27 protein-coding genes are annotated in these 26,396 nt (G+C 62.3%); 2 read left to right on the top strand and 25 right to left on the bottom strand.

All coding sequences use genetic code 11. From position 1 onward, the window contains the following. Positions 1-242: 242 nt before the first annotated feature. On the bottom strand, positions 243-2,270 hold the full coding sequence (locus ASE71_RS14245; protein WP_060516516.1) for a GumC family protein: 2,028 nt from the start codon (positions 2,268-2,270) through the stop codon (positions 243-245). 260 nt (positions 2,271-2,530) lie between these two features. Between ASE71_RS14245 and ASE71_RS14240 the strand changes: the two genes are divergently transcribed. Then, the gene (locus tag ASE71_RS14240) at positions 2,531-3,805 is read left to right on the top strand and encodes a lipopolysaccharide biosynthesis protein (RefSeq protein ID WP_060516517.1); all 1,275 of its coding nucleotides are present in this window, start codon (positions 2,531-2,533) and stop codon (positions 3,803-3,805) included. 15 nt (positions 3,806-3,820) lie between these two features. Here the strand turns inward: ASE71_RS14240 and ASE71_RS14235 are convergent, their stop codons facing one another. The 3 genes from ASE71_RS14235 to ASE71_RS14225 are packed head-to-tail and all read right to left on the bottom strand — an operon-like array spanning position 3,821 to position 6,755. Continuing rightward, entirely contained in the window at positions 3,821-4,699 is an 879-nt protein-coding gene (locus ASE71_RS14235) for a DUF6492 family protein (protein WP_034801367.1), read from the bottom strand. 11 nt (positions 4,700-4,710) lie between these two features. Then, a complete protein-coding gene (locus tag ASE71_RS14230; RefSeq protein WP_034800768.1) occupies positions 4,711-5,526 on the bottom strand; it encodes a WecB/TagA/CpsF family glycosyltransferase in 816 nt (271 codons plus the stop codon). Continuing rightward, a complete protein-coding gene (locus ASE71_RS14225; protein ID WP_060516518.1) occupies positions 5,523-6,755 on the bottom strand; it encodes a glycosyltransferase family 4 protein in 1,233 nt (410 codons plus the stop codon). Before ASE71_RS14225 ends, ASE71_RS14230 begins: the two co-directional genes overlap by 4 nt. A 155-nt stretch (positions 6,756-6,910) precedes the next feature. Here ASE71_RS14225 and ASE71_RS14220 point away from each other — a divergent pair, with 155 nt between their 5' ends. Next, positions 6,911-7,900: a glycosyltransferase family 2 protein gene (locus ASE71_RS14220; protein ID WP_034800766.1), complete on the top strand. Its 990-nt coding sequence runs from the start codon at positions 6,911-6,913 to the stop codon at positions 7,898-7,900. Between the two features lie 67 nt (positions 7,901-7,967). Here ASE71_RS14220 and ASE71_RS14215 read toward each other — a convergent pair whose 3' ends face one another. The 21 genes from ASE71_RS14215 to ASE71_RS37605 all read right to left on the bottom strand — a co-directional run bounded on the left by ASE71_RS14215 (position 7,968) and on the right by ASE71_RS37605 (position 26,392). Further along, complete coding sequence (locus tag ASE71_RS14215) at positions 7,968-8,534, bottom strand: hypothetical protein (protein WP_034800764.1); 567 nt, start codon at positions 8,532-8,534, stop codon at positions 7,968-7,970. Continuing rightward, the gene (locus ASE71_RS14210; protein WP_034800762.1) at positions 8,534-8,902 is read right to left on the bottom strand and encodes a hypothetical protein; all 369 of its coding nucleotides are present in this window, start codon (positions 8,900-8,902) and stop codon (positions 8,534-8,536) included. Before ASE71_RS14210 ends, ASE71_RS14215 begins: the two co-directional genes overlap by 1 nt. 124 nt (positions 8,903-9,026) lie before the next feature. Further along, positions 9,027-9,581, bottom strand: a complete 555-nt coding sequence (locus ASE71_RS14205; RefSeq protein WP_034800760.1) for a rod-binding protein — start codon at positions 9,579-9,581, stop codon at positions 9,027-9,029. A gap of 80 nt (positions 9,582-9,661) precedes the next feature. Further along, positions 9,662-10,075 (bottom strand): hypothetical protein, encoded by a 414-nt coding sequence (locus tag ASE71_RS14200; RefSeq protein ID WP_060516519.1) that lies wholly within the window; start codon positions 10,073-10,075, stop codon positions 9,662-9,664. Between the two features lie 4 nt (positions 10,076-10,079). Then, positions 10,080-10,832, bottom strand: coding sequence for a flagellar biosynthetic protein FliR (gene fliR, locus ASE71_RS14195; protein ID WP_034800756.1), 753 nt, complete (start codon positions 10,830-10,832; stop codon positions 10,080-10,082). Then, positions 10,829-12,916: a flagellar biosynthesis protein FlhA gene (gene flhA, locus ASE71_RS14190; RefSeq protein ID WP_034800753.1), complete on the bottom strand. Its 2,088-nt coding sequence runs from the start codon at positions 12,914-12,916 to the stop codon at positions 10,829-10,831. Before flhA ends, fliR begins: the two co-directional genes overlap by 4 nt. A 132-nt stretch (positions 12,917-13,048) precedes the next feature. Beyond that, positions 13,049-13,315: a flagellar biosynthesis protein FliQ gene (gene fliQ, locus ASE71_RS14185; protein ID WP_034800750.1), complete on the bottom strand. Its 267-nt coding sequence runs from the start codon at positions 13,313-13,315 to the stop codon at positions 13,049-13,051. 7 nt (positions 13,316-13,322) lie between these two features. Then, entirely contained in the window at positions 13,323-13,733 is a 411-nt protein-coding gene (flgD, locus tag ASE71_RS14180) for a flagellar hook assembly protein FlgD (protein ID WP_034800748.1), read from the bottom strand. Then, positions 13,724-14,173, bottom strand: a complete 450-nt coding sequence (gene flbT / locus ASE71_RS14175; RefSeq protein ID WP_034800746.1) for a flagellar biosynthesis repressor FlbT — start codon at positions 14,171-14,173, stop codon at positions 13,724-13,726. The genes flgD and flbT overlap by 10 nt, the downstream gene beginning before the upstream one ends. Next, complete coding sequence (flaF, locus tag ASE71_RS14170; protein WP_034800744.1) at positions 14,170-14,517, bottom strand: flagellar biosynthesis regulator FlaF; 348 nt, start codon at positions 14,515-14,517, stop codon at positions 14,170-14,172. Before flaF ends, flbT begins: the two co-directional genes overlap by 4 nt. Before the next feature lie 34 nt (positions 14,518-14,551). Next, positions 14,552-15,598 carry a flagellar hook-associated family protein gene (locus ASE71_RS14165; protein ID WP_060516522.1) on the bottom strand — a complete coding sequence of 349 codons (1,047 nt, stop codon included), beginning with the start codon at positions 15,596-15,598 and terminating at the stop codon, positions 14,552-14,554. 2 nt (positions 15,599-15,600) lie between these two features. Then, positions 15,601-17,058, bottom strand: coding sequence for a flagellar hook-associated protein FlgK (flgK, locus tag ASE71_RS14160; protein WP_060516524.1), 1,458 nt, complete (start codon positions 17,056-17,058; stop codon positions 15,601-15,603). A gap of 23 nt (positions 17,059-17,081) precedes the next feature. Further along, positions 17,082-18,293, bottom strand: coding sequence for a flagellar hook protein FlgE (locus ASE71_RS14155; protein ID WP_034800738.1), 1,212 nt, complete (start codon positions 18,291-18,293; stop codon positions 17,082-17,084). Between the two features lie 91 nt (positions 18,294-18,384). Next, positions 18,385-19,056: a transcriptional activator Rem gene (rem, locus tag ASE71_RS14150; RefSeq protein ID WP_034800735.1), complete on the bottom strand. Its 672-nt coding sequence runs from the start codon at positions 19,054-19,056 to the stop codon at positions 18,385-18,387. 269 nt (positions 19,057-19,325) lie between these two features. Beyond that, complete coding sequence (locus ASE71_RS14145; protein ID WP_034800733.1) at positions 19,326-19,883, bottom strand: transglycosylase SLT domain-containing protein; 558 nt, start codon at positions 19,881-19,883, stop codon at positions 19,326-19,328. Beyond that, a complete protein-coding gene (locus ASE71_RS14140) occupies positions 19,834-21,039 on the bottom strand; it encodes a flagellar hook-length control protein FliK (protein WP_244496831.1) in 1,206 nt (401 codons plus the stop codon). The genes ASE71_RS14145 and ASE71_RS14140 overlap by 50 nt, the downstream gene beginning before the upstream one ends. A 206-nt stretch (positions 21,040-21,245) precedes the next feature. Next, positions 21,246-22,547: a chemotaxis protein MotC gene (motC, locus tag ASE71_RS14135; protein ID WP_060516528.1), complete on the bottom strand. Its 1,302-nt coding sequence runs from the start codon at positions 22,545-22,547 to the stop codon at positions 21,246-21,248. Between the two features lie 5 nt (positions 22,548-22,552). After that, positions 22,553-23,824 carry a MotB family protein gene (locus ASE71_RS14130; protein WP_060516531.1) on the bottom strand — a complete coding sequence of 424 codons (1,272 nt, stop codon included), beginning with the start codon at positions 23,822-23,824 and terminating at the stop codon, positions 22,553-22,555. Then, positions 23,821-24,474 carry a hypothetical protein gene (locus tag ASE71_RS14125; RefSeq protein WP_034801362.1) on the bottom strand — a complete coding sequence of 218 codons (654 nt, stop codon included), beginning with the start codon at positions 24,472-24,474 and terminating at the stop codon, positions 23,821-23,823. Before ASE71_RS14125 ends, ASE71_RS14130 begins: the two co-directional genes overlap by 4 nt. A gap of 452 nt (positions 24,475-24,926) precedes the next feature. After that, positions 24,927-25,901 carry a flagellin gene (locus ASE71_RS14120; RefSeq protein ID WP_034800723.1) on the bottom strand — a complete coding sequence of 325 codons (975 nt, stop codon included), beginning with the start codon at positions 25,899-25,901 and terminating at the stop codon, positions 24,927-24,929. Between the two features lie 377 nt (positions 25,902-26,278). After that, a complete protein-coding gene (locus ASE71_RS37605; protein ID WP_413814644.1) occupies positions 26,279-26,392 on the bottom strand; it encodes a flagellin in 114 nt (37 codons plus the stop codon). Between the last annotated feature and the right edge of the window lie 4 nt (positions 26,393-26,396).

Genomic DNA, 26,396 nt, shown 5'->3' with positions numbered 1-26,396 from the left:
CTCCTGGCTTCCTGTTCACGCGGCATACTCTAGTTCGCCTCAGAGAAGGCGATGGCCTCAACGCGCCCTATGCTGTCCCAAACGCATAAATGCAAGAGGCGACAACGAGGTTGGCTGCCGTTTCGAGTGCCCCGATGATATTTCCTCTCAAGACTGAGAGGTGCACGTGGTTTCGCCGAAAGCCGTGAGGTCTCAGCCTCACAAGACGTCCGCGAATGAAGCGTGCCTCTCCGCCCGTCGTATCAACGGCGCGCGAGCTTCTGGCGGGAATAGTGCTCGACGCGAGACCTCAGCGCGCGAAGGCCTTCCTGGACCTTGGCGATGTCGGCGTCATCCTCGTCTACGGTCTGCGGCACAGGCTGAGCCGTGACAGGACCCGCCGTTGCGCTCCGGCGAGCAACGGCATAGGCAGCGTTCAGCGATTGCGCGTGGTGCGCAGCCGGGCTGAACTGCGGCGGCAGCTCGAGCTTGGCCGAAGCCGGATCAGGCTGCGGCTGCTGGCGCCGTGTGGGCTCGGGGCCGCCATCGGGTTCCGGCGGCTCGGGCGCCTCATCGTCCTCGACCTTCCGGGTTGCGGGAAACAATCCGTTCAAGCTGCGATAGATGCCGAGCAGCACGCCGAGGCCGAGGCCGGCAAAGAAGCCCGCCATGGTGGCGGCGATCACGATGATCTTGCGGGAGGGCCCTTTTGCCTGCAGCGCCGGCTCGGCCTTGGAGATCACCCGGATGTTCTTCGCGGTCAGCTTTTCCTCTTCGCGCGTCTCGCCGGCGCGCTTCAGGAAGGATTCGTAGATCCCGCGGGTCGCCGCCGCTTTTCGCTGCAGCTCGCGCAACTCGACGAATTCGGCGGAGGAATCGATCTGGCGCGCCTTCTGGACGGCAAGCTGCTGCACGAGGTTCTGTTCCGTTCGCTGGGCGCGGTCAAGCTCGGTCCCCGCCGCAGCCGCGATGCGGCGCAACTCGTTGGCGATCTCCGAGCGCGACGACTCGAGTGCCTGCTGAACGGCGATGCGTTGCGGATGGCGGGGCCCGAGGCTCGCATCAAGGGCGCTCAGTTGCGCCCTGGTCGCCGCGTATTGCTTGCGCAGTTCGGAGAGCGCCAGCGAACTGATTTCCTCGGGGTAGGCGCCCGTCAGAACATCGGTGAGCTGCACCTTGCCGGACGCCTCGGCCTTGGCTTTCGCCTCGGCGATGCGATTGCGGGCCGCAGCGACCTGATCACTGAGGCTGAGGAGCTGCTTGTCGGCGATCAATTCGCCGCCGGCGCCGACAATGTCGTTGCTCGCCTTGTAATCCTCGACGGCCTTTTCGGCCGCGTCCAGTTCAGCCTTCAGTTCCTTGATACGCGCGTCGAGCGCAACCGTCGTCTTCTGGAAGAAGCCGGATTGCGCGGCGGTCTCCTCGCCGAGGAACGTGTCCACCAATCGGTTGGCAATCAGTGCCGACTTCTCGGGATCCCTGGTCTTCGCCTCAATGGTGACGATGAAGGTTTTCGGATCGCGCCAGACCTGAATTGCCTCGCCCAAGGTCTTCAGGACGCGCGCGGACGCGTCGCCACCGGCTCCCTTGCCGGCGAATTCCGGGTCCTTTTCCAGATCGAGACTGGCCGCGACCTTTTCCATAACCGTTCGCGAGCGCAACACTTCGAGCTGGCTGTCGACAATGGCGAGAATGCCTTCGGTTGCGAGCGATTGTTTCGACAGGTCGGAATCCGTCAGCCGCACTTCGCGCGGATCGACGTAGAGCTTGCTTTCGGAAACGAAGACGCTGGGCGTCGACAACGCCAGCAGGACGCCACCGACGGCGCCGAGCGCCGTGGTCGCGAGAATGATCTTGCGGAGCTGCCAGACCGCGCGCACCACGGTCTTGATATCCACGAGCGGGCGGTCACCTGCGGCTCGCCCGTCGGCTGTCACTCCCGGCGCAGCCCCCTCAGGCGGACTATCGGCAGGACTATCGGCAAGCCAGCGCGCAAACTTGCCACGCATGCCGCCGAGGCCGGGTTGGTTACGGGCGGCGGGTGCCTTGGCTGTCGGCCGCACCGTTTCGCCGCGCGGGGGCTGACCTTTCGAACGGTTTTCGCGCCGGGCCGCTGATTGATTGGCTGATCCACCGGAACCGGACAGACGACCGAGCAAGGACGAGCCTGCACCCTGCGGGTCGGCGGTGCGCCTGTCTCGCGCACGCGCGGGATCGCGCGCGTCCTCTGCTGCAAAATCGAGCAACGATGCACGCGGAACCGGGCGTTTCTCGTCGTCGATGTTGAACATGACTGATCCCGCGGCTGCCGAAACGGCGAATTCCGAATAGTGAAGCCAACCTAAGGAAACATGGAAAACAAATCGTTAATTTCGACGGGAAGTGACGGCGCGAACGGCGTGATCTCACGCCTTATTAAGCTTTCCCGCCTATGACGGAGGGACGAGCGCAATTCCAGGCGAACGCTTTGCGCGCCCTGCCCTTGGAACTGCGAGATATCAAGGAGATAGAGCGTTTCCATCGGCATCGAGCGGGAAACGCGCTACTGGAAATGTCGGCCGTGCCCCATCGCATCAAAGCGCTTTATCTCCGCCACCGGGCGCTCATCCACGCTTACCTCTCGATGACCGGAGGTTCGGCGGGCCGGCTCGTGCTGTCGCTCGTCTATTTTATCGCCGTTGCCAACACGCTCGCCATCGCCGACTTCGGGTTGTTCGCGACCGCGTCTGCCGCCGGCATCATGATATCGCGCGTGCTTGCCTTCGGCTTCATGTCGCCGCTCTATCGGGTCGCGACCGTAAAGCCGCTGCTTGTCGGCACCTATAGCGCCGGCTTCCTGGTCGGCGCCGTGCTGTCGCTGCCGTTGATCGCAATCATCTGCGCGATCACCTTCCTCGCCCTCTTTTCCCGCGACATGGCTGCCGGCACTTTTGCTGCCTTCATGCTGGCCGAGATCCTCTGCTGGCGCGGGCTGGAGACCGCCGTCATCGTGCTGAACGGTCTGGGTCGCTTCGGGCGCGGCGCCCTCCTCGTGGTGATCGGAACGGCGATCCGCACCGCCGCTGCCCTGTTCCTTGCGTTGCTCCCCTGGAAAACGCTCGAAGCCTGGTCCTACCTCTATCTGCTTGCGAATGCGCTCGGCCTTCTGGTGGCCCTTCTCTGGTTCTACCCGCCTGTCCGGCTGCGCTGGCAGCCACGGCTTTACTTCCGGCGCTGGGCGGATTCGGTGTCGGTCGCCGGCGCCGAGGTGCTCTTCTACATCCAATCGGAGTTCGACAAGATTGCGGTACTCGCCATTGGCGGGCCGGCGGTGTCCGGCCTCTATGCCATCCTGATGCGGCTGGCGGACCTGACGGCGCTACCGGTGCGGTCGTTCAACACCTTGCTCGTCCAGCGCATCATGCGAACGCCCGAGGCGATTGCTCGCTGGCGTGTCCGGCTCTCGATCGAACTCCTGGTGGCGCTTGCGTCCTTTGCCGCCATCGCGGCCATGGCATTCTATCTGTGGGTCTTCCCCGATGGCCTCGGGCGCAACGTGTCGGCAGCCGCGCCGATTGTCGCGATGATCGTGCTCGTGCCCTCGTTCCGCAACCTGATCGAGTACCACTCCGAACTGCTCTACGCGACCGGCCGCACTGTGCGGCGCATGCTGAACCTGTTGATTGCCGGCGTCGTCAAGGTGGGGCTGCTGGTTCTGTTGCTGCAGACGACGACCGATGTCGCGACCTGGGCGCCGGCGCTCAACGGGATCTTCCTGGTCCTCTACGCGCTCTCGTTCGGACTGACCTATTCGGCGCTCAGAAAGCCGACTGATCGGGTCATCTGAAGCAAGACAGATGCCTCAGGCCGCGAGTTCGAACACCGCCCGGCGAATATCGTCGAGATCGTGGCCGACGAAGGACTGCACGCCGATGCCGACCTGATGCGGCGCCATGTCCTTCAAGAACGCCCTGAGACCGGAGAGATCCTGCCGGTAGCTGTCTTCGAACCAGAGCACATGACAGAGCGCGGCATCAGAGGGAACATGACCTTCCCCGCCCAGCACCTCGTCGACGAAGCGCCCGTAGATCGTGCATTCGGAGAAGGCGCGGGTGCGGGTCATCGCCCTCACCCAGTTCCGACCGTGCAGCGTCTCGATGTGCTCGAGCAGCTTGCGGCTGGTATCGGTGCGCCACGCGATCAGCGTGTTGATATAGTCGTTGGCCGGCAACGTGTAGGGGCCGATCCCGAGAAGCCTGTCGGAATGGGCGAGCCATTCGAGATGGTTGGAGCGCATTTGCGCATTAATCGCCCCGTCCTTGCGGTAGAGCGTCAACCGCTCTCCCTGCCAGAGGCTGCCGGGATCGAAGGCGCGCAGGAAGACGACATCGGAATCGACGGCAAACATCGCCGCCTCGTCGATGTGGCGCGCGAGCACCAGGCGGCGAAGCTGTTGGGCATGCCAGCCACGCAGCGGCAGGCCAAAGGGGCTGAGCCACAGCTTCCGGCGGCCGCCCGAAAGCGGGTCGGTGACGGGATGCAGCCACCAGGGCAGGAGATCGCGTTCGCTGATAACCTGGCGTCTGGAGCCCTCCAGTTGCCGGAAGAGCTTAACGTCGAAATCGGCAACCAGCAGATAGTGCTTCCAATCGCCCTGAAGCTTGCGGTCCATGCTTTCGCACATCAGCCGGCAGCGCTCGAAGTCATTGGCGTAGGACGCTGTGACAATGGCTGTGCGCATGGTCTGACCGTTCACGATGTTCCCGTCCGAAGGCTGGTGTCGGCGACGTTTTCCCGCGCCCGCCCCGACAGCTTGTGCCAGAGGACGTAAAACAGGAAAAGCGGGTTTCCGAGGACATAGCGACGCCACATGCGCCGCGGCTCGACCGCCAGGCGAAAGAACCATTCCAGCCGCATCCGGCGCAGGAACTTCGGCGCCCGCGGAAACGCCTCGGCGACGAAATCGAAGAGCGCGCCGACGGTAATGACCAGCCGGGCGTCCTGCGGCCCCACATGGGCATCGACCCATTTCTCCTGACCGGGGCTTCCCATCGCCACCAGCAGGATATCAGCATTCAGCGCCCGGACATCGGCAAGCACTTGCTCGGAGTGGTCACGATCGAAGAACCCGTCGGAAACGGGGAGGAACTCGTGCCATGGCGCGTGCCTGCGAAAATTCTCGGCCGCGCGCGCAAGCACCTTCGCACGGGCGCCGATCATCGCAACGCGCAGCGGCCGGTCGATGAAGGTCAGCAGCGCCGGCACGAAGTCCGTGCCGTTGAGATTGGCCGGGAACATGCTGCCGTAAAAGAGATAGGAAGCAATATCGACGCCGTGACCGTCGGGAAAGACGACCTGGCGACCGAGAACCTCGCGGTACTCGCCGTCGCGCATCATCAGGTTGGCATTGTTGGCGTTGAGGAAGGCGAGCGTTGTTTGCCCGCCCGGGCGCGACAGCGCGTCGGCCGCAAAGGCAAAGGCACTCCCCCAATCGAAATCGACCACCGGCATGCCCAGGATGAGGCGCCCGGACAGGGCGGCGTTCGCGCCGGTGGTCGTCTTGGTCACGACCGCCCCCCGTCATGGACCTTCAGCTCGGGCGGAACCGAGGGTGTCTCGGCCGAGGCACTCGGAGCGAGGCCGGCCAGCACATTGCGCATGACCCGCATCAGCTTCGCCTTCTGGGCGCGATGGAAGACCGAACCGTCAAGGCGTTGGCGGTCGCCGCCGCGCGCGCGGGTGACCTTGTCGACCAACAGGCGCGCGAACTCGGCCGGATCTTCGGCCGCGGCGCAATTCTCAGGAAGCGCCTCGATGCCGCGCAACGACGCCTGCGTCGCCACGGATGGCATGCCAAGCTCGAAGGTCTCGATGCTCTTCAGCTGGACGCCCGTACCGCCCCGGCTGACGAGCGGTATGACCGCACTTTCCGTGACGAAGGCGCGTGCATCAGGAACCCGTCCGACGAAGCGAACACCGGGATGGGAAACCGCCGGTATGCCGTCCATCTGGCCGGCAATCGCGATCGAAAGATCCTGCGGCAGATGCGGTACGACCTCGGCGAGAAACCAGTCGAGCCCCAATCGGTTCGGCCGCCAGCTCCAGGTCCCGATCAAGCCGAGGTCCTGCTGGAGGTCGGCTGCTTCTGTCGGCACTACTGCCGCATCCCAACCGGTGACCAGCGGCAGCACGAAGGCCCGGTCGCTCACGGCGCGGCCGAAGCCGAAGCGATCGGCCTCCGCAAACGTCCAGACGGCCACCGCATTCTGCGCCAGTTGCTGCTCGTAGCGTTCGAGATACTGCGCCTCGCGCCGGAAAAGAAAGCGTTCGACCGTACCCTTGGCCCGCTCGGCATTCTCAAAGGCAGAATCCGCCTCGACATTGTGCGCGACATAGATCGACGGATGGGGGCGGAAAACCTGCTGGAAAGCGGCCGGCAGTTGCACCGAGTTGAGCACGAGACCGTCGAACGGAGCGAGGCTCTCGAGGATCGACTGAATCCGGCTCGACGACACCATCAGCATCTTGCCGGATGAGACGGTCGTGCGGTTGAGGAAGGCCGTCGCGAGCCAGCTCAACTTCTGCCACGTGCCAACCTTGGCATTGGTGACTTCCAGCTCGCCGAGAAGATGCATATCGCAATCGGGCGCGGGCACGCGTCCCGGCTGGAGAAAACCGATGACGCTGACGCGGTGACCGAGCGCGCGCAGACCATCGAGCACAGCCCGGTTGGCAATGTCGAAACCGGACGCCGGATTGGCGACGGGAACGAGCGAAGAGACCAGGACCAGATGCATTTTGCCACACGTCATGAATGGAACTGCGGCCTTCATTAGCAGCATGGGGTGAAGGAGCGCTTAAAGACCCCTTTCAAAATCTGCCGCCAGGGTTCAGCATCTGTTTAGGAAGATCTGCTGTATTGCGACACAATTTTGCTTCTACAGGTTTCGCCATGACGACGACCGGCCAGGACATTTCCGTCTACTTCCGGACAGAGCTGGAAGACGCCGGCGACATCGAACTCGTCGTCGTGCTGCCGACGTTCCGTCGGCCGGATCATGTCGTCAAGACGCTGAAAACCATTGTTTCCCAAAGGCCTGACATCTCCTACGCCACGGTCGTCGTCGAAAACGATGCCGACGGGCTGGCCGGGGCTGCGGCGGCCAAAGACTTCTTCCTGGGACATCCTTCGGATTCTGTCGTGATCGTCGCGCATCAGCGCGGAAACTGCCACGCCTACAATGCCGGTTGGGCGACGGCGCTCCAAACCTACCCGAACCTCAAGGCGATCGCGATCATCGACGACGACGAAGTGGCGGCGCCCGAATGGCTCGATTGCCTCATCGCGGCACAGGAAACGACCGGTGCCGATATGGTCGGCGGCCCGCAGCTTCCGGTTTTCGAAGGCGATGGCGGGCAGAAGTGGAAACGCCATCCGGTCTTCACGCCCCATTATGACGCGACCGGGCCGGTGCCCATCCTTTATTCCTCCGGCAACGTGCTCGTTACGCGTGGAGTGCTGGACGCGATGCCGCAACCCTTCCTGGATCCCGCCTTCAACTTCATCGGCGGCGGCGATGCGGATTTCTACAGCCGCTGCAAGGCGAAAGGGTTTTCCTTTGCCTGGGCAACCGACGCCTGGGTTGCCGAGACCGTGCCCGCCCGCCGCACCAGCGCATCCTGGATCCGGGCGCGCAGCCTCAGGAACGGCGCGATCTCGACGATGCTCGAACATCGGCGTGACCCGAGCTTCAAAGGCCGGCTCAGGACCTTCGGCAAATCGCTGGCGCTGCTTGGCGCATCGGTGCCGCGCGGGCTGGAACTGTGGAACAAGAGCGGGCTGGCAGCGGCCGGACTATACCACTTCTATGTGGCGATCGGCCGGCTGATGGCGGAACTCGGCCTCATCAACGAGCAGTACCGCACCCCGGAAAAGAACTGACGGATACCGCCTCGTCGAGGGCAAGCGGCCGAGCGGAAACCCACCCGGGCGTCCCTTCCAACAATCATCAGTGCGCGCTGCTTGCCTTGACGGCGCCTTCAGGCAACTTGTCGCCGGCGACGTTGCCGTTCTTGTCGGTGATCGGGACCGGCTTTTGCCGCGGCACATTCTGGCTGTTGGCGACGCGTTTGACGTCTTCCTTGGTCAGATATTCGAGCTGCTCGACGAGCACCTCGGTAATCACCTCGTCGCCGAGCTTCTTGTTCAGGCCGTCCTTTACCGTCGTCTTGAAGGTGGGCAGGTCGAACGTACCGGTGTCGGCGATGTCGATGAATTTCGAACCGACGAGCAAATCGTAGAGTTCATCGGTGACCATCTGGCGCAGTGGCGCGCGAAGATTGTTGATCCCCTCCTTGGTGGCGGAGAAGGAAAGCTTGGTCAGGAAGTAGCCCTGAACGGAACCATCCCGGATGACCGGAATGGTGATCATCTCACCGGGAACATATTGCTCCGATGCGCGCCGGGCAGCCTCGCCGTCCGGGACGGCGGGCGCGGAGGCGCTTTGCATCGAGAAGTAGACGGATCCGAGCGTGACCGCGCAGACCCAGACCCCGGTGAAAACGAGCTTCAGCATCAGAAATCGCTATAGCGGAACTGCGCTTCGGAATAGATGCCGTCCGCATCGGCATCCTGGGCGGCGGTCTTCAGGAGGTCGACGACGGCGCGAACGGCTTCGAGATGGGCCTCGACCTTCTGCGAATTGACCGACAGCTTTTCGCGCAGGTGCAGAGCATGCGAGGAGAAAGCCGAAGAGTTTTCGCCCGGCAGCATGTCACGGTGCAGCATCGTCAGTTCGTAGAGGCAACGGCTCTTGTGCGCGTTCGATGTCTTGATATCGAATTCCGGGTCGATGCCGATCCGGCTGTTCTCGTTGTCGAGGATCATTTCCAGGCGGCCGAGCACGTTCTGGATCCGGACGTCATTGGATGCCATGGCTTCCATGAATCAACTCCCATTTGGATCACGATGATTTCTGGTCGGATCGACCGGATTCTCAAGCGCGAACTATTTCTATGAATTAGAGCGAAGTGCGGACGGAAAACTGCAAGCAGTTCCCCCACCCGCCCTAGGCTTGCTTGTTCTTGTCGTTGTCGGTCGTAAAGCCGGTCAGCGTCTTGCGCTCGTATTCCTGCACGAGGCTTGCGGCGAGGTTTCGGCTGTTACCGTCCAGCGATGCCTGAACCCGATCGGTGCCTTCGGCGCCCGCGAGCTGTTCGGCAATGCCGATGCCACCGCTCTTGGAGATCACGTCGCCGATCTGCTCGGCCATCATGCTCTTCCAGATATCACCCGCATTGCCCTTGCCGAAAACGTTCTCGCTTTCGGTCGGCAGCATCGACTTCACGAAGTTCTGCAGCACCATGGCCTCGAACTTGCGATAGGTCTCCGGAATCTTCTTCTGTTCGACGCGGTTGTTGAGGTCGCCGAGCCCGCTCGAACCTTCCGGCGACAGATTGAGAACGTTGACGGCAGCGGCAAAGCCGTTGCCGTTTTCCGCCAGACTCGTCGCCTTGAACGCGGCACGGTTGGCCTTCAACCGCGCCTGCGCTTCCTGCACTTCGGTGGGGTCGGCGGCGCGCACGACATCCATCACCAGATCGCTGGGCGGAGAGATGGCCATGACGAATCCTCTCAAAATCGAGCCTGGGCATTGGTCGGCCCGGATCCGCTCCGCCATCGGAGCAAACCGGGAATGACGTACTATCGCCCGTCAAGCTTACGGGAAGCTGGCGCGTTGCCCGTAACGTGTTGATCGATCAGGTCGTAGATGGAATTGTCGGCCTCTTCGCGGTCCTCGGACTGGCGGGCCTCCTTCATGTTTTCCTCGAGCCGGTCGGCTTTCGCGCGCTCCCTCAGCATGCGCGCCTCGTGCGTTTGCTGGATGCCGTGCAGCATCTGGTCCTTCTGCACAAGCCGTCCGATCTGCGAGGAATAGTGGCCGGAGAACATGCGGTGCATCGGATGAGCCGAGCCCATGGCATCGACGACGACATCGATCGTCTCAGCCAGGACCTCGCGCTGCCGCACCATCTCGACGAAATCCGCCTCCGCCATCTGCTCCAGATGGCGTTGGACGGCGACCAGGCGCTTGAGCTTCTGCGAGCGGGTCTTCATGCGGCTATCCTCCCTGCATGACCAGCGCGAAACCGTCGCCGAACAGGCGCAGCATCGCAGCGATACCGAGATAGAGCAGGAACAAGCCGCCCATGATCAGATAGGGCTGCGAGATGAAGTAGATCGGGATCTGTGGCGCCAGCTTGTTCACCATGCCGATCGCCACGTTGAAAAGCAGGCCATAGATGATGAAGGGGCTCGCGAGTCTCAACATGATCATGAAGATCTGCGCCAGCGAATCCGTGAGCGTGATCAGCACACCCTGCGGGTCGAAGGGAGTGCCGATCGGCATGGCCCGATAGGATTGAACGATCGCCTCGATCATCACATGATGGAAATCCAGCATGAACAGCACCATCAGGCCGGCGAAACTGATCAAGCTGGTCACCTGGTTTTCGGGCGTATCTTCGATCACGTCCGACGATGGCGGCGAGGCAAAGCCCATCAACATGGTGATCGCCGTTCCGGTGAACTGCAGTCCAAGGACATAGTAGCGGGCGACAAGGCCCATGACCGCGCCGACCGCCGTCTCGGCGGCGATCAAGTAGATGTAGCTGTGCCCCTTGCCGGTTACCTGCGGATAGATGTCCGTCCACATGACCGGCAGGATCGCCATGGAAACCGCGACTGCAATGAACAGCCGCACCTGCATCGGAACGCGCGCGCTGGAGAACCCGGGCATGATCATGATGCAGCCGCCGATCCGGCAGAAGGCCGCAAACAGCGCCAGCACCGTGCCCTCCGGGTCGGTGATCATGAAATGGAGCCGATGATCTTGATCTCAAGGCCCTTGGCAAGCTCGACATGCGAGAGCACGGGCAAGGTGGCAAAGAGGCGCTCGATGATCATGCGCACATAAGAACGGGATTCGGGCGAACTTACCAGCACGAAGGGCATGCCGCGATCGAGATGTTCACGGATAACTTTCGTCGCCTGCTCGCTGAACTCTTCGAGGTGACGCGGATCGATGTCGAACTCGACGACCTCGCCCTTGGCGTCGCGCTTCAGCGCCTGGTGGAAGACCATGTCCCACTTGTTGCCGAGCCTGAGCACGCGCAGGACGCCGTTGTCGGCGAGGTCGCCGCAAAGCTGCTGCGACATGCGCACGCGCACATGCTCGACGATCTGCTCAGTCTTGCGCACATGCGGCGCGAGTTCGGCGACCGCTTCAAGGATCAGATGCAGGTTGCGGATCGAGACACGCTCGGCAAGCAGCAATTTCAACACCGCCTGCAGGCCCGAATAGGACATGTGCGAGGTGCAGATTTCGTCGGCGAGCTTGCGGTACTCCGGATCGAGCCGCTCGATCAGCACCTTGACGTCCTTATAGGAAAGCAGGTGCGGCAGGTTGTTGCGGATCACCTCGCTCAAATGCGTCAACACCACCGAGACGTTATCGATCGGATGAAAGCCTTCGCGCTTGAGGTCCTCGGTAAAGGTTTCGAGGATCGAGACCGCCGGCATGCCGAAGGCGGGTTCGCGGATCTCGTCGCCCGGAACACTCGGCCGGCGACCGCCGCCGGTGACCACCAGGACTTCGCCGACGCGCACCGTGTTGGACGCGATCGTCGTGCCGTGGATGCGGATGTGGTAGGCCTTGTCCGGAATGCTGATGTCGTCCGAAACCTTGATCTCGGGAATGACGAGGCCGTACTGGCCAGCAAACTTGCGGCGCATCTTGCCCACGCGGAAGGCGAGTTCCTGGTGTGCGCCAAGCAGGCGGGTCGAGACCTGCTTGCCGAGAAGCAGCTCGATCTCAGCGGTCTTCAGCACCGACTTGACCGAATCCTGCTCGCCTTCCTTGGTCTGCTGGACCTTGGCCGCCTCTTCGGCGCGACGCGCGGCATTGGCAGCCTCGATCTGGCGCGGCACGAGCCAGCTCAGGAACGCCATGCCGCCGCCGAGCACGGCGAAGGGCAGGAACGGCAGGCCGGGAACGACCGCCAGGAGAATGATAAGACCGGAGGCGACCATCAGCGCCTTCGGATAGCCGCCGAGCTGCCCGACGACCGCCTGGTCGGTGGAGCCGGCGGTGCCGCCGCGCGACACCAGAAGGCCGGCGGCGAGCGAGACGATGAGCGCCGGGATCTGCGAGACGAGACCGTCGCCGACCGACAGCTTGACGAAAACGTCGGCCGCTTCGCCGATCGGCATGCCATGACGCAGGTAACCGATGATGATGCCGCCGAAGATGTTGATTGCGGTGATGATCAGGCCGGCGATCGCATCGCCGCGCACGAATTTGGAAGCACCGTCCATGGCGCCGTAGAAGGAGCTTTCCTCTTCAAGTTCGCGGCGGCGGCGCTGGGCTTCCTTCTCGTCGATCAGGCCCGCCGACAGGTCGGCGTCGATCGACATCTGCTTGCCGGGGATCGCATCGAGGGTGAAGCGCGCGCCGACTTCGGCGATACGCGTCGCACCCTTGGTGATGACGATGAAGTTCACGGTGATGAGGATCAGGAAGACGATCAGACCGATGACAAAATCGCCGGACATGACGAGGCTGGCAAAGCCGGAAATGACGCCGCCGGCAGCGCCGTGGCCCTCGTGGCCGTGCGAAAGGATGACTCGGGTGGTGGCGATGTTCAACGCCAGGCGCACCATGGTCGAGATCAGCAGGATGGTCGGGAACGAGGAGAACTCGAGCGGACGCTGGATCCACAGCGAGACCATCAGGATCAGCACGGAAAAGGCGATCGAGAACGCGAGCCCCATGTCGATCAGGAAGGGCGGGATGGGCAGGAAGAGGATCGACAGGATCGCGACGATCCCGAGCGCGAAGCCGACGTCCCGGCCCTTCGGTGCTACTTTCGGGATGATCAGCGCTGCTTGCTGTGCCATGTCTCTTCCGTCTCATCATGAGATCAAGGCAGCATTCACACGCGCTGCCCCACTATAGAGACGGAGATAGCGACCCAAGCTTGCGCGAGGGTTTCATGCCGCTGCATGCGAACAAGCTTTAAAGCTGCGGCTTCAGAAACCGGATTGGATCCGCGAGAAGATGATGTCGGTGAAGATCGAAATCTGGGCGCCGATAAAGGGCGCGGACACGGCAACCGTGATCATGACGGCAAGGATCTTCGGGACGAATGTCAGCGTCATTTCCTGGACCTGGGTCAGCGCCTGAATGAAGGCGATGACGACGCCGACAACCATGGCGGCGAGAACGGCGGGCCCTGAGGCCACGATCACGGTCCAGATCGCGGCCTGTACAATATCGAGGGCATCCGCCTCATTCATGGAGTTATCACTTCACCTTGACGCCCGGGCCGATAACAAGCTCCTTGCCGTTATCCAGCACCGCAATGATTCCGTCAGAGTATAGTTTCACTTCCTTAACCACGCCAGTGGTCTTGCCGTCTTCGCTGGTGACGGTGCGCCCGATGACGGCGTCCGCCTCGCTCAGCGACGTGCGCTGCAGCAGGCTTTCAAGGTTCTTGTTGGTCTTGATCGTCTGCTCCACCTGCGAGAAGGTCGCAAGCTGGGCGATCTGCTGCGTCGCATCCATCGGCTGCGTCGGATCCTGATTCTTCATCTGGGCGACGAGCAGCTTCAGGAAGCTCTCGTAGTTGAGCGATGCCTTGGCGGCGTCGCCGCCCGAATCCTGGGCCGAAACATTCGGGGTGTAGCCGTTGTTGCTGACGCCGCTTACCGCCATGGTGCGATCTCCTTGCGAATCTGCTCGACTGTTGCCGGCGTGATTTCCTGCGTGTTGAGAATGCGGTCTTCGATGGCATAGAGGCCGCGGATCGCCTTGAGCGCTTCGAAGGCGCGGCCGTTGGTCACCAGCCCGTCGACGCGCTTCAGTTCGGCGAGGATCTCTTCGTTCTTGAAGCAGTTGAGCAGCATGACGATCGACTTGCGGAACATCGCGGTCGACTGCTCGGCGCCTTCCGGATTGATGAGGATCATCTGCGCGATGAAATAGAGCTGCTTCAGCGGCGTCGTTGCGTCTTCGGGCTGCAGCACGTGGTTTTCGAGCAGGAACGTCACATCGTTCAGGAACTCGACCGCGACCTTCCGGTCCACGCGCAGCACCGCGCCGTTTACAAAAATCCGTTCGCCCGACTTCAGCGAGATACGCAGTGTGCTCTTCATTTCAGTCCATCCCTGATGATGGTGGTAATGTCAATTATGCCCTGGAAGTTGGAGGATTCGCGTTTGCGGATCTTTTCCGTCTCGTTGAGTATCCAGATGGCGATCGAAATCAGATTGGCGCGCAGCTCTTCGTTCAGCTGGTTCTCCGGTGCACGCAGATCCTCGATGAAACGGATCCACAGGCGCCGGGTAAAGTAGATGGCCTCGATGGCCTCTCTCGAATACCCTTTCTGCTGTTTCGCTGCTTCCATGAGCGCGATCGAGCGATCGAGTACCTGCCGTTCTCGATTCTTGGAGTCGGCGACGCCGTCCTCCATGATCTCGGCATAGGAAAATTGGTACATTCAGACATCCTTCATGTTTGTCCGGCTCCTCACACTAGAGGAAATTGAGCAAGCTCATCTGCTGTAGTCGCGACGTTAGTGTATAGGACGTTTCCAACTGCACCTTGAGCGTGTTGATCCGGGTCGATGTCTCGATCGGATCGATGCCTTCGAGGTCGGCGACATGCGTGTTGACCAGCTTGAGCTGCGCGTCGATCGAGGTGTTCGCCTTCTTCACCCGCGATTCCGAAATACCGAGCTGGCTGCGCTCTGCATTGAGGCCGGCGATGCCCTGCTCTGCATACTGCAACGCCTCGACACCGATCGCCGCCCGCACCTCGGGGGTCACGTTCTTGTCCATCAGCTCGGCCGTGATTACGCTTGCCATGGCAAACATGCGGAAGCCGTTGGTATTGGCGTTGGTCGAGCTTTCGATGACTTCGCTGGCGCTGATCCGGCTCGTCATGTTCTGGCTGGATGCGTCCGACCAATTTGCATCCCAGCCCGTACCGGTGAACATCGGCTCGACCGTATTCTTGATGAAGTCCTGCATCTGGGTGACGGTGATCTGGTCGTCGGACGTGATGCTGTTGGCGGTCTTGAACGCCGTAAACGCAGCGTCGAAGGCAGTCTTTGCCGCCGACGTAGCGGTGTAGTCGGCGAGAGGCTTGGCGTCGGTATTGATGCCCGAAAACAGGAACTCGCCGTTGAAGGACGTGTTTGCGGCGGCAGTGAAGGTCTGCAGCGCGCCCAAGATCTCGGTCTTCTGGATCTTAAGCTGGCTCGCGGCATCGTTGCCCTTGTAGGTAACGAGCGTGTCGCGCACCTTTTCGGCCGCTTTCGCCATCGTTTCCAGCGCACCCTGCGAGCCCGAGAGGCGCTGGGTTACGACCGAGTTGGTGCTCTTCATCGAGTTCAGCCGGTCGATCTCGCGCTGAAGGTTGAGCGAGCGCGACGCCGTCGCACCAAGCGTCAAGCCGACGTCGTAGTGCCGACCCGTCGTCTGCTCCTGGGTCGCCTTCAGCAGATCCATCTGGTTCTGCTGAATCGTCATGCGCATGGCGGTCTGGATCGCCAGATTAGAAACGTAGGACGTCTTCATGATTACCTCACAGCTTCCATCAAGGCCGCCATCATGGCGTCCACGGTACTCACCAGCTTGGCCGATGCTTTGTAGGATTGTTCGAGATCGAGCAGCAGCGACAGTTCCTCGTCAATGCTGACCCCGGTCTGCTTGCTGAGCGCTTCCTGGGTGCGCGACAGCATAGCGCGCTTGTTGTCGTCGGCGGTCGATGCCGTCTTTCGGGTCTGCTCCAGCCAGCCGACCGACCCGGTCGCGAAGTTCAGCAGGCTGCTGGTTCCGTCGAGACCGGTCGACGGGTCGAACGTCATGTTCTCGCCCATCTTGTTGATGAAGCCGTCGAGAAGGCCCGTGTAACCGGGGCTCGGATTTGCCGCACCGCCAGGGTTCGACACAACGCCGTTGAAGCCGCCGTCACGCAAAAGAAGCGGGTTGGCCTTGGCCAGAGCGTTGACAGTGATCTTCGATGCCAGTCCGGGAACGACGGTGCCGGCAGCCGGCACACCCGCGCTTCCCCAGGTAAAGAGGCCCGGCTGGTAGGGAACCGGCGGCACCCCGCTGGGGTTGCCTTCCTTGAAAAGCTCGACGAGACCACGGGCGATCTCGTCCAGCTGCGACTGGAACTTCGGCCCAATGTCGTCGCGCAGCTGCACGAGGCTCGCAAGCTTGCCCTTGGCGGTCGTATCTGCGCCACTTCCGGGGGCGATCGGTACGCCGTCGACGAAGATCTTGTTGCCGGTGACGGTGGCGTCATAGGTCGTTGTCGGCGCGAACGTCACCTGGCGCGGAATGTTCTCGAAAAGCACCGTGCCGTCGGTGGTGAAGATCACCGTATCGTTGTTGCCGCGCGTAACGGTGGAGATGCCGACGATCTCCGAAATCTGCTTCAGGATCTTGTCGCGCTGGTCAAGCGCATCGTTCGCATCGCCACCGGATGCAGTCGCCGACTTGACCTCGTTGTTCACCCGCTCGAAGTCCGCAAGCAGGCTGTTCAGCTTGTCGACCTCAAGAGCGATTTCCTTGTCGGCATCTTCGCGCATGTTCTGCACGGTGGCAGAGGTCTTGTTCAGGGAATCGGCAAGGTCCTGGGCGCTGGTGACCGCTGCCGCCGCAATCGTCTTGTTGCCCGGGGTCGAGGCCAGCGTCTGCAGGCTGTTGCGAAACTCCGACAGCAGCTTTGACGGCGCAGTCTCGTAGTTGTTACCGCCGAGAGCCGATTTCAGGAGTTCCAGGCCATCGCGAAGCCGCGCCTGGCCGGAGGCTTCGCCGATGCTGGCGATGCTCTGCTTGAGCAGCGCCTCGTTCTGTGCCCGGTAGATGGATACGACCTGCGCGCCGTTGCCGGTGCTGCCCAAGAGGGCAAGGCGACGCGAATAATCCGCATTGCCCGCATTCGCGATGTTCTTCGACACGATCGCGGTCTGTTGCGCCGTGTTGCTGAAGGCCTGCTGTGCGATGGATATTGCGGAGGACAGCGACATGACGCGGACCGTATCTCTTTCAATTACCGTTTCAGGTTGACAAGCACGTCAAGCAGGTCCGAGGCGGTCTGGAACACCTTGGAGTTTGCCGTGTAGTTACGCTGCGCCTCGATCATCGAGGTCAGCTCGTTGGCGATATCGACGTTGGAGTTTTCGAGTGCCTTGGACTGGATGTTGCCGAAAGCGCCAGAGCCGGCAAAACCGGTGACAATAACGCCTGAATCCGCCCCTTGCGAGTAGACGTTGCCGGACTGCGGCTGCAGCTTGTCCGGGCTCTGGACGGTCGCAAGGGCGATCCGGAACTTGGGGATGAGGTTGCCGTCGCCATACTTGACGTAAACGATGCCTTCCTTGTCGATCTCGAAGCCCGACATCTTGCTCGGCTTGCTGCCGTCGATGCCACCGCCGGTGCTGCTGAAGTCTCCACCGAGCTGCGTGGTCTTGGAGGTGTCGATCGTGATCGCACCAAGGTTGGCGCCGGTACCGGGCAGGTTGTTGATGGCCGTCGTCGTCAGCGTCGCGGGGACGGCGCCGATGCGCTTGCCGGCCGCGTCGAACGTCATGGTCTGGGTACCGACTGTAGTGCCCGATGTGCGATCGACGACGCTCAGGCCCCAGGCGTTCGGACCTGTCTTGGTGTAGGTGAAATCGAGGATGCGGGTGTTGCCCTGGCTGTCGTAAACAACCATCGAGGTCTTCGATTGATCGTTGACGGCCGCGCCCGACGGCAGGTTTGCTTCCATCGTACCCTTGGTCGAGCCGGCGGCGACCAGGCCCTCGTCCTTGAGCTGGACCGGTACCAGGCCGTCAAAACCGTTTACGACGACGGTCGGATCGACGCCGGCCTTGTACTCGTAGCCCATCAGCGTGAAGCCGGCGGTGTTGACGAGGTTGCCGTTCTTGTCCGGAACGAAGGAGCCGGCACGCGTCAGGAAGTTCTCACCGCCATTGCCCGAAACGATGAAGAAGCCGCCGCCGTTGATCGCAAGGTCGCTCGCCGACGTCGTATAGCTGGTGCCGCCTTGCTGGGAGATGCTGTAGCGCACCTGCGTTTCGACACCGCCGGAATTGTAGTTGCCGCCGCCCGAAGGCAGGATCATCGACGAGAACTCAGTGGAGGCGCGCTTGTAGCCGGTCGTGTTGGCGTTCGCGATGTTTTCGGCGACCGTGCCCAGACGGTTCGACTGGGCGTTCATACCGGACACACCCGTTCTCATGCTGCCATAGAGACTCATATCGGATCCTCATTTCCTTGTTACGGCGACACTAGGAAGCGGGCCTTGCGTGAACCTGTCTTGGTTCAGTGCCCGCCCATCGGCGTGGCGCTCAGTTCCAGTCGATGCAGTAGCCAAGGAAACGCTTCGAATCGATCGGGTCGAAACCGAGCTTCTTGCGCAGTTTCTTGCGCAGTTTGCTGATGTGGCTTTCGACGACGTTTTCCTCGACGTCCTCGTCGAAGATCCCGTAGATCGCGTTGAAGATCTGCGACTTGGAGACGCGACGGCCGCGGTTTGCGACCAAATATTCGAGAATGCGGCGCTCGCGGCGCGGCAGGGCGAAGACATCGCCGTTGATTTCCGGATCACGGCCGTCGGCAAAAACGCGGATCGGACCAATGTCGGTAAAGTTGGCGATCGCCTTCAGGCGCCGGCGGATCGCGGCGACGCGGGCAAGGATTTCGCGGGGGTGGATAGGCTTGCGCACAACGTCGTCGACGCCGCAATCAAAGAGTGCAAGCGTGTTTTCGAGGGACGGCGTGTCGCTCATCGCGATGACCGGTGCCATCGAGCGATCGCGGATGGCCCGCGGCAGCGTGAAGGTGGTGTCGCCCTGCCCGATCAGGAACGCTTCCACGGCATCTATATCCGAATCGGCAGCCGCGTTTACCCACTCTCCAAACTCCCTGGGATCGAAACCCGTCGAGGGAATACCTTCACGTCCGAAGAGGGACGTATACCCGTCCTTCACCAGCTCTCTTTCATCAACCACTACGATCATTCGCCCGCCTCCGAATCAGTATGGCTCCGCACTGATTGAGAGGTACGAATCGAGGGATTCATGAACAACTAGAGGAAGTTACTGGGTGGAATTAATAATTGATTAACCATGTTTCGCCGATTTGATCTATATCTAGTAGCACCCGCCTCAAGGCGGCACTAAAATAATGTGGAAAAGTTAACGGACTACGACAAATCGCTTGCGGTCACATTGTCCGCGCATTGTCGCCACAATGCGGCAAATGGGATGCTAATACAATTGATGGTTGCTTATTGGCAAAACTGCGTGGCGTTCGGCGTCCACTTGCCGTAGCCGGTCGCGACGAGATTCGCGATCACCCGGCAGACATATTTCTTCTGCGCCGGGTCGTTGTTCGGGCCTGCGTGATAGCGCGCAACGGCCATTGTCCAGGTCTCGTGCCTCGCATGGAGATTGGCCAGGAAGCGCGCGGCATATTCGACATTCTTGCGCGGGTCAAGCATCTCCTGCGGCGAGCTGAAATGCTCGCCATGGAAGTAATAGTTGATCTGCATGCAGCCGAGATCGATGAGCTTGGCACCCTGTGCCCGCGCGTTGCCGAACTGGGTCAGAACGTCCTGCTCGCTGCTACCGAAATAGGCCTTGCCTTCGATGTTCATCGCGTAGGGTTGAAGCGATCCCTTGCGGCCGGTTTCGGTCAGCCCGACCGAATAGAGGATCCCGGCCGGGATATCGTACTTCGCCGCTGCGCTGATGATCTCGCGCTCGCAGACGCCTGCGTCCGCGCTGGCAAAAGCACTACATGTAGACGTGACCAGTACGAGAGCGCTCAGTGCCGGCAGCCGCATCGTCCGTCCCGCCATTGCCAACCCACCTTTCCGCCGCCGAAGACTGGCTGTCGTCCTGTCGCTGCTGTCGTCCCTGGCCGTTGCCATCGGCGCGTTCTCGGCCCTGCTGCCCGGCCTGGGCTTGCGCCTGCGCCTGCGACCCGCCGCCGGACGACGTGTCGCCGCCGGAGTTGAACACGATGTTCACCTGATCGACCGCAAAGCCCTGAGCGCGCAGCGCCTTGACCAAGTCGTTCTGGTCGTCGCGCAACTGCCGGAAGGCGTCGCCGTTCTCGACCTTCAGCTCGACCTGCAGTTCGTCATCCTTCAGGCGCAGCGTGGCCGTGACGAGGCCAAGCTCGATCGGGTGAAGCTGGATCTTCAGGGTGTTGAGCGTTTTGCCGGCCTGCGTCCACGCGCCCGGCTGACCGAGTGCAGCACTTGGCTGCAGGGAAGTGGTGGCCTCACCGGCGATGGCGTCTGCCACGGCGCTGGTGTTCGGGCTCATCGAGATGCCGAGATAACGCCGGGCCTCGAGCACGGTGACATTCTCGACCTTGGCGGAGCCTTGCGAGCGGGCAGCGTCGAACGCCGCATCACCGTCCTTCGAGAGACTCATGGAAACGGCCTGTCCCTTGCCGTCAGCCCGGGCGAAGCGGAAGAGCCGGTCGGGGTCGTTCTCGCCCGCCTGTGCCTCGGCTTTCGCGCCATGCTCGCTGCCACCGGCAACGGGCGCCGCGCCTTCAATCTGGCCATCCGCTGCCTGGCGCGCGGCCGCCGTCTGTCCCTGAGGCTGCGTCGCCTGGGCACCGCCCAGCAGCGTCAGCAGATCGTCCATCGCTGTCGGTGTATGCTTGGCTTCTGCGCCCTCGCCGCCGGCGCTGACGTCGCCATCGACCGAGGCGCCATCTGCCGGCGCTTTGCCAATGCCTTTCGTCAAGGTGGCAATGCGCTTGGCGAGGTCTTCATCGGCCTCCACTTGAGCCAGATCATCGGACACGGCAGCCGATTTGGCCGGATCGGTCTTGTCGACGGCACGTTTGCCGCCAACGCCGTGCTCGGCCGCCTGGAAATGGTCGCGCAGCGCGTGTTCGTCGAACTGGTCGTTGCGACCAAGGCTGATGCTGCGTGTCAGGGCCCTGCCCGCGGCCTTGGCAATATTGTCCTTGTCGATCAAGGCTCCCGCCTCCGCGTCGCTGCCAGCAGCGGCGTCGTTGCCGCCTTTGCCTGAACCCGGCTGGTCGTTGTTTCTTTGCCGCCCGGCATTGGCCACGGCATCTTCAAACGCGCCGGCCGATGCACCACCGGCCTGCTCCTTGCCGCCCGCTCGTCCGCTTCCCGTTCCGACAGGTGTCGGAGGCATGCGCAGGGTGTCCTCAGCCCTCATTTGTCTTCTCCCTTCAGGAGAGCGTCGATCTCTTCGATCTTCGATCGTCCTTTCGCCACGAAGCCATCGTGCTTCGGGTCCGCCACCTCGTCAGCGCCGGATGCGGCCACGGTCTCCGGCGCAACCGCCGGGGTCTGCCCGCTTCCAAAGGGGCTCATGCCGCTGCCAGTTTCCTCGCTTGCGGCCGACGCGTTCGCCTCAACCGGTCTATCGGGTTTAGACGCAATCGCTTGCGTGAGGCTTTCACCGACAGGTGGCCGGACGACGGCGTCCGCAACCGCCTTTGCAGCGTCGCGCAAGGCGCGGTCGCGCGGCGAAAGCTCCGCATCCGATATCGCCGCCAGGCTCGCCGTCGCGGCAAACACGTCATTGGAAGGCACCGAGGCCAATCCGGCATAGAAGCTGGCAAGCAGTTTCGGCTGCGGCGCGCCGTCTGCGCCGAGCGCCTCGGCGCGTTCAGACGCGAGCTTTGCGAGTTCTTGCTTGCCGGCGATCGCCGCGCGGCGGGCGACGCGAAGGAAGACTTCGCGCTGGCGCGGCGCGTCCATGAAACCCAGGATCTCCGAAATTCGCCCCTGCGCCCCGCCATCGAAATGGGCGACGGCGAGTTCGACGAAGACATCCGCGAACTGGCTGGCATAGGGGGAGGTCAGGTAGCGGCGGGCATAGGTCAACGCATAGCGGAAGCCCTTGTCCGCGTCGCCCGCCTGAACCGCGAGGAAAACCGAGCGACGCAGGGCAGCCTCTTCGATGATCGTACCCGGGGCCGCGAGACGGGCCCAGTCGTAGTACTTCATCGCGCCCACAGGATCCTGCTGCGACGTCGCGTTGCCGAGGATGAGGTAGAGATAAGGGCCGATGCGGGCGCTGCGGTACTCAGGCGCGGCCTTGGACAGGCTCTCGACGATCAGGCCGCCCTTGCCATTCAGATATTGCGTCAGCGCCTCGGTGACGCGGGAATCGAAGTTCCCGGCCACATCGTGATCCGCAAGGTACTTCAGCGTCTCCGGATTGCCGCCGCTCATGGCATAGACCAGCGCCGCATCGACGTTGCGCGGATCACGGAAGACCGCCGCGTCGGCCGCACGCAGGCGCTTGTCGATGGCGCCCAGCATGAAGCGCTGCATTTCGATCGCCGAATGGTCGCCAAGGACGACCGAGTCCTGCACATATTGCAGCGACCGGATCATCTTGAAGGGTGCGAGCTCCTCGATATCGTTCGCCCTGGCACCTCCGGTTAAAACGGGGGTCGCCAGCACACAGCAGGCCATCAGAGCGGTTCGCAGGCGTCTCAGCATGGTGCTTAACCCGGAGCCGATTGCAAGAGGATCTCGATGCGGCGGTTGCCCGGGGCGTAGGGATCGCCGGGGATCTGCAGCCGCCGGTCGGCGAAGCCGCTGATCTGGCTGACGCGATCTTCCTTCAGGCCACCGCGGACGAGCATGTAATAGGCGCTCTGGGCGCGGGCGGCGGAGAGGCGCCAGTTATCATAAGTGCCATCCTTGAAGGGACGGCCGTCGGTATGGCCGCGGATTGCAACCGCGCCCTGACGCTCAGCCAGCAGATGGCCGATCTTTTCCATCGCCAGTACCAGTTCCTTCTGCGGCACGGCCGAGCCGACGGCAAACATCTGCGCATCGGTCCGCTCGCTGATCGTCACCATCAGGCCGCCTTCAGCGGGTGTCACGACAAGTCCCTCGGCCAGCTGACCCGCCTCGCCGGCAAGCTGCTTCTTCAGCTCGGCCTGGAGTTCGGCCGCCTGCTCCTTGGCGTCGGCCTCGGCGGCCTCGGTCTTCGGCTTTTCGCCGGCTGCGGCGTCCGCCGGGTCCTTGCCAGCTCCCGTATCGGTGTCCTTGCCGTCACCGGCCTGCTTGTCGGCCGCTTCATGCGGCTCCTGCGACGCGTCCGCCTCGGACTTCTTGACGGCCGGCGTCGCGCCTGCGGGCTCCGTCGACTTGTCGGCAAGGGCAGCAACGGTTTCGGCCGTGTTGCCGGCGTCCTTCACTTCGACCTGCTTGGTCCAGAAGTCCGGATCGAACGGGTCACGATAGGCTTCGCCGCCATCGGCGCCGGTGGCCGGGCCGGACTGGGCCGCACCGCCCTCGCCCTTGACGCTGATGTTGGCCTGCTGGCCGACCTCGCGGGCAATCTCGGAAAGAACGGAATAGGGGTTTTCGAAGAAGTCGGCGTCGGAGTACTTCGTCTCTTCGCCCGACGTCGCCGTCAGCTGATCGCCGGTTTTGGCCGAGCCACCGGACTTTTCCTGCTCGCCGTCAACCTTCGAACGCTGCTGCGTTTCTTCGCCCTGCGCATCCTTGGCCGGGTCCTTCAGGCCACGTTCGGCAGGCTTCTGGTCGGTCAATTGCACAGGGTTGAAATAGGAAGCGATCGCCGCCTTCGTCTCTTCGTTGGCGGCATTGATCAGCCACATCACGAGGAAGAAGGCCATCATCGCCGTCATGAAGTCGGCATAGGCGATCTTCCAGGAGCCGCCGTGGTGACCATCATGGCTGCCGCTGTGGCGCTTGACGATGATGATCTCGTGCTTGCCGTTGTGGTGGTTTTCGTCGCTCATGCGAGAACTTTCCGAACTGTATCGGCCCAGGCGGCCATGCGCGTCACGAGGATGGTGCCATCCATCTCGACGGCGAGATCGACATCGTCAGATTCGACGTGCCGCAAGGACGGCATATCTTCTCCGAGCTGGCGCTTCAGCGCCTCGAAGAGAGACGCCGGGCCTTTGACGACGATGGTGCAGCCTTCGCCGGCCACAAGTCCCTGGCGCAGCATCTGCGCCATATCGGCAACGGCGCGCTGCATGAGGGCATCGCCCATGACGGGCGCGAGCACGCGGGCGGCCTGATCGCCGAGTGCGACGGCAAGCCCCTCGGTCATTTCGTCGATGCGCAGCGCGAGACGGATCGCGGTTTCCTCTTCGAAGCGCCGCGTCAGCGCCTCGAGTTCGGCCGCGTGCGCCGCCTGAAGTTCGGCTATCTGCTTTTCCTGTTCGAAGACGAGTTCGGCGGTCGCCTCGGCCCGCCCTTCGGCGAAGGCGCGCCGGCGTTCGGCGTCGATATCGATTTCCGGCATGGCTGGTCTCGCGCCGAGGCGCTCGCCATCGGCATAGTCGGTATCCAGATCGGGGAAATATTTCGGCGGCATCAGCGACAGCTCGACTTTCGGTGCGCTGAAGTCCTTGAGATAACGGGAGAGCATTGCACTCATGGCCGGCCCCCTGCAGCGGACCTGCGGCAATGCGGCGATCCCCATCTGCTTGAGAGGCGGCGCTCCCTGGCGCGGACTTCCATTGCTCCTGGCACTGCTGACATGTCTCCCTCGGGCCCGACCGTCGGATACGGCAGACCCAGCATTCTTGACGTACATCAGCGTGATCCGGGGGTCGGTTGTTCCCGGAGCGATCTGATGCAGGCGGCGGCGCAAAGGTCATTTTGGCCGGCAGTCATCCGACAGGACTGCGAGGGAAGGCTATTCGGTCAAACTTGTGCGAAAATGAATGTGTTGGACCGCGCCAGGGCAATTAGCGCGGTCCAACCGTTTCCACCGGGTGCCGTGACCGACGACGTGGCAGAACTCAAAGTGCCGTTACCCGCATGCGGGGTGATGGGCTCAGTTTGGCGGATCGGCGGCCGCTTCCGGCCGCTGTCCTCCGCTGCGCCTTACTGCTGGAACAGGCGCAGGATGTTTTCGGAATTGGTGTTGGCGATCGAGAGCGCCTGGATGCCCAGTTGCTGCTGCGTCTGCAGCGCCTTCAGCCGTGTCGATTCCTCGTTCATGTCGGCATCGACGAGACGACCGACGCCCTTGTCGATCGTATCCATCAGGTTGGCGATGAAGCCCTCCTGCAACTCGATGCGCTTGGTGATGGCGCCGAGCGTGGAGCCGGCGTCCGTCAGCTGGTTGAGGATACGTTCGACGACGCTGATCATATCGGCCATTTCGGCAGGCGTCGTCGATGCGGTCAGCTTGACTTCCGCCGTCGTACCGATTGGCGTCGTCGCCGGTGCGCCGATCAGGTGGTACAGGCGCGCGCCCGCCGTGCCGGGCGGAGAGGTGAGCTGGGAGGCGTCATAGTTCCTGGTCAGGATGCCTCGGCTCGCATTCTGCTTGTCGATCAGCATCGACTGCGAGGTGTCGAAGTCGAGCGTCGTGACCGACACATTGCCGTTGGCGTCACGGTTGAACGAGGCCACGACGGACTTCGTGCCGACCGGAGCTGTGGCGGCGTTGTAGAGCCAGTTTTCGCTGGAGAAGGATGCGGACTGGGCGGCCGAGATAAGCTGGTTCTTGAGCTCGGTGATTTCCTTGTCGATCTTCAGCTTGTCGACGCCCGGCTCACTCGCCGCGACGAGCTTGCTCTTGATCGCGCTGACGACCTCGATCGACGAATTCATTGCCGCATAGGCCGTGTCGATCTTGGCGGCGCCGAGGCCGAGGGCGTCCTGAACGGTGGAGAGCGCGGCATTGTCGGAGCGCATGGTGGTCGCGATCGACCAATAGGCGGCGTTGTCGGCAGCCGTCTGCACGCGGTAGCCCGAGGAGATGCGGTCCTGGACTTCCGCCATGTCGGAGTTGATCGAACGCAATGTCTGGAGAGCCGCCATGGCGGCGGTGTTGGTCATGATGCTTGTCATTGGTCACCTGTCCCGAATGAATTCCTAAGGACATTCCGGAGTGTTACCGGCAGCGATGGGACTGGCATCATGCGAATCGCCCCTGTTTTGCCCTGGAGGCGACCCTTCGCTCTTAACCAAGATGTAACGATCTCATAGTTAACAAATGGTTAATGCCGTTAGGAAGTCGGTAACAAAGGTGAACAAAAATAAGGGAAGATGGACGAAGCGTTAAGATGCGTACCGTCACCCATGGAACGAATGCCGGCGGCATGCGGCACGCCTGGCGGCCATGGAATACCGGAGCGCAAAACGAAAAAGCCGCAGGATCCACGGGGGATGTGCGGCTTCTTTTCGAAGTGACGGGCGAAGATCGCCCGTCATGTTCGGTCGATCGATTAACGGAACAGCGACAGGATGTTCTGCGAGTTGGTGTTAGCGATCGTGAGTGCCTGGATGCCGAGCTGCTGCTGCGTCTGCAGAGCCTTCAGGCGGGTCGATTCCTCGTTCATGTCA

Origin of the sequence: Ensifer sp. Root954, from assembly GCF_001429005.1 — a bacterium.
Classification (GTDB): Bacteria; Pseudomonadota; Alphaproteobacteria; order Rhizobiales; family Rhizobiaceae; genus Ensifer; species Ensifer adhaerens.
Note: the sequence above shows the minus strand (reverse complement) of the source record. Positions and strands in the feature narration are given on the sequence as shown.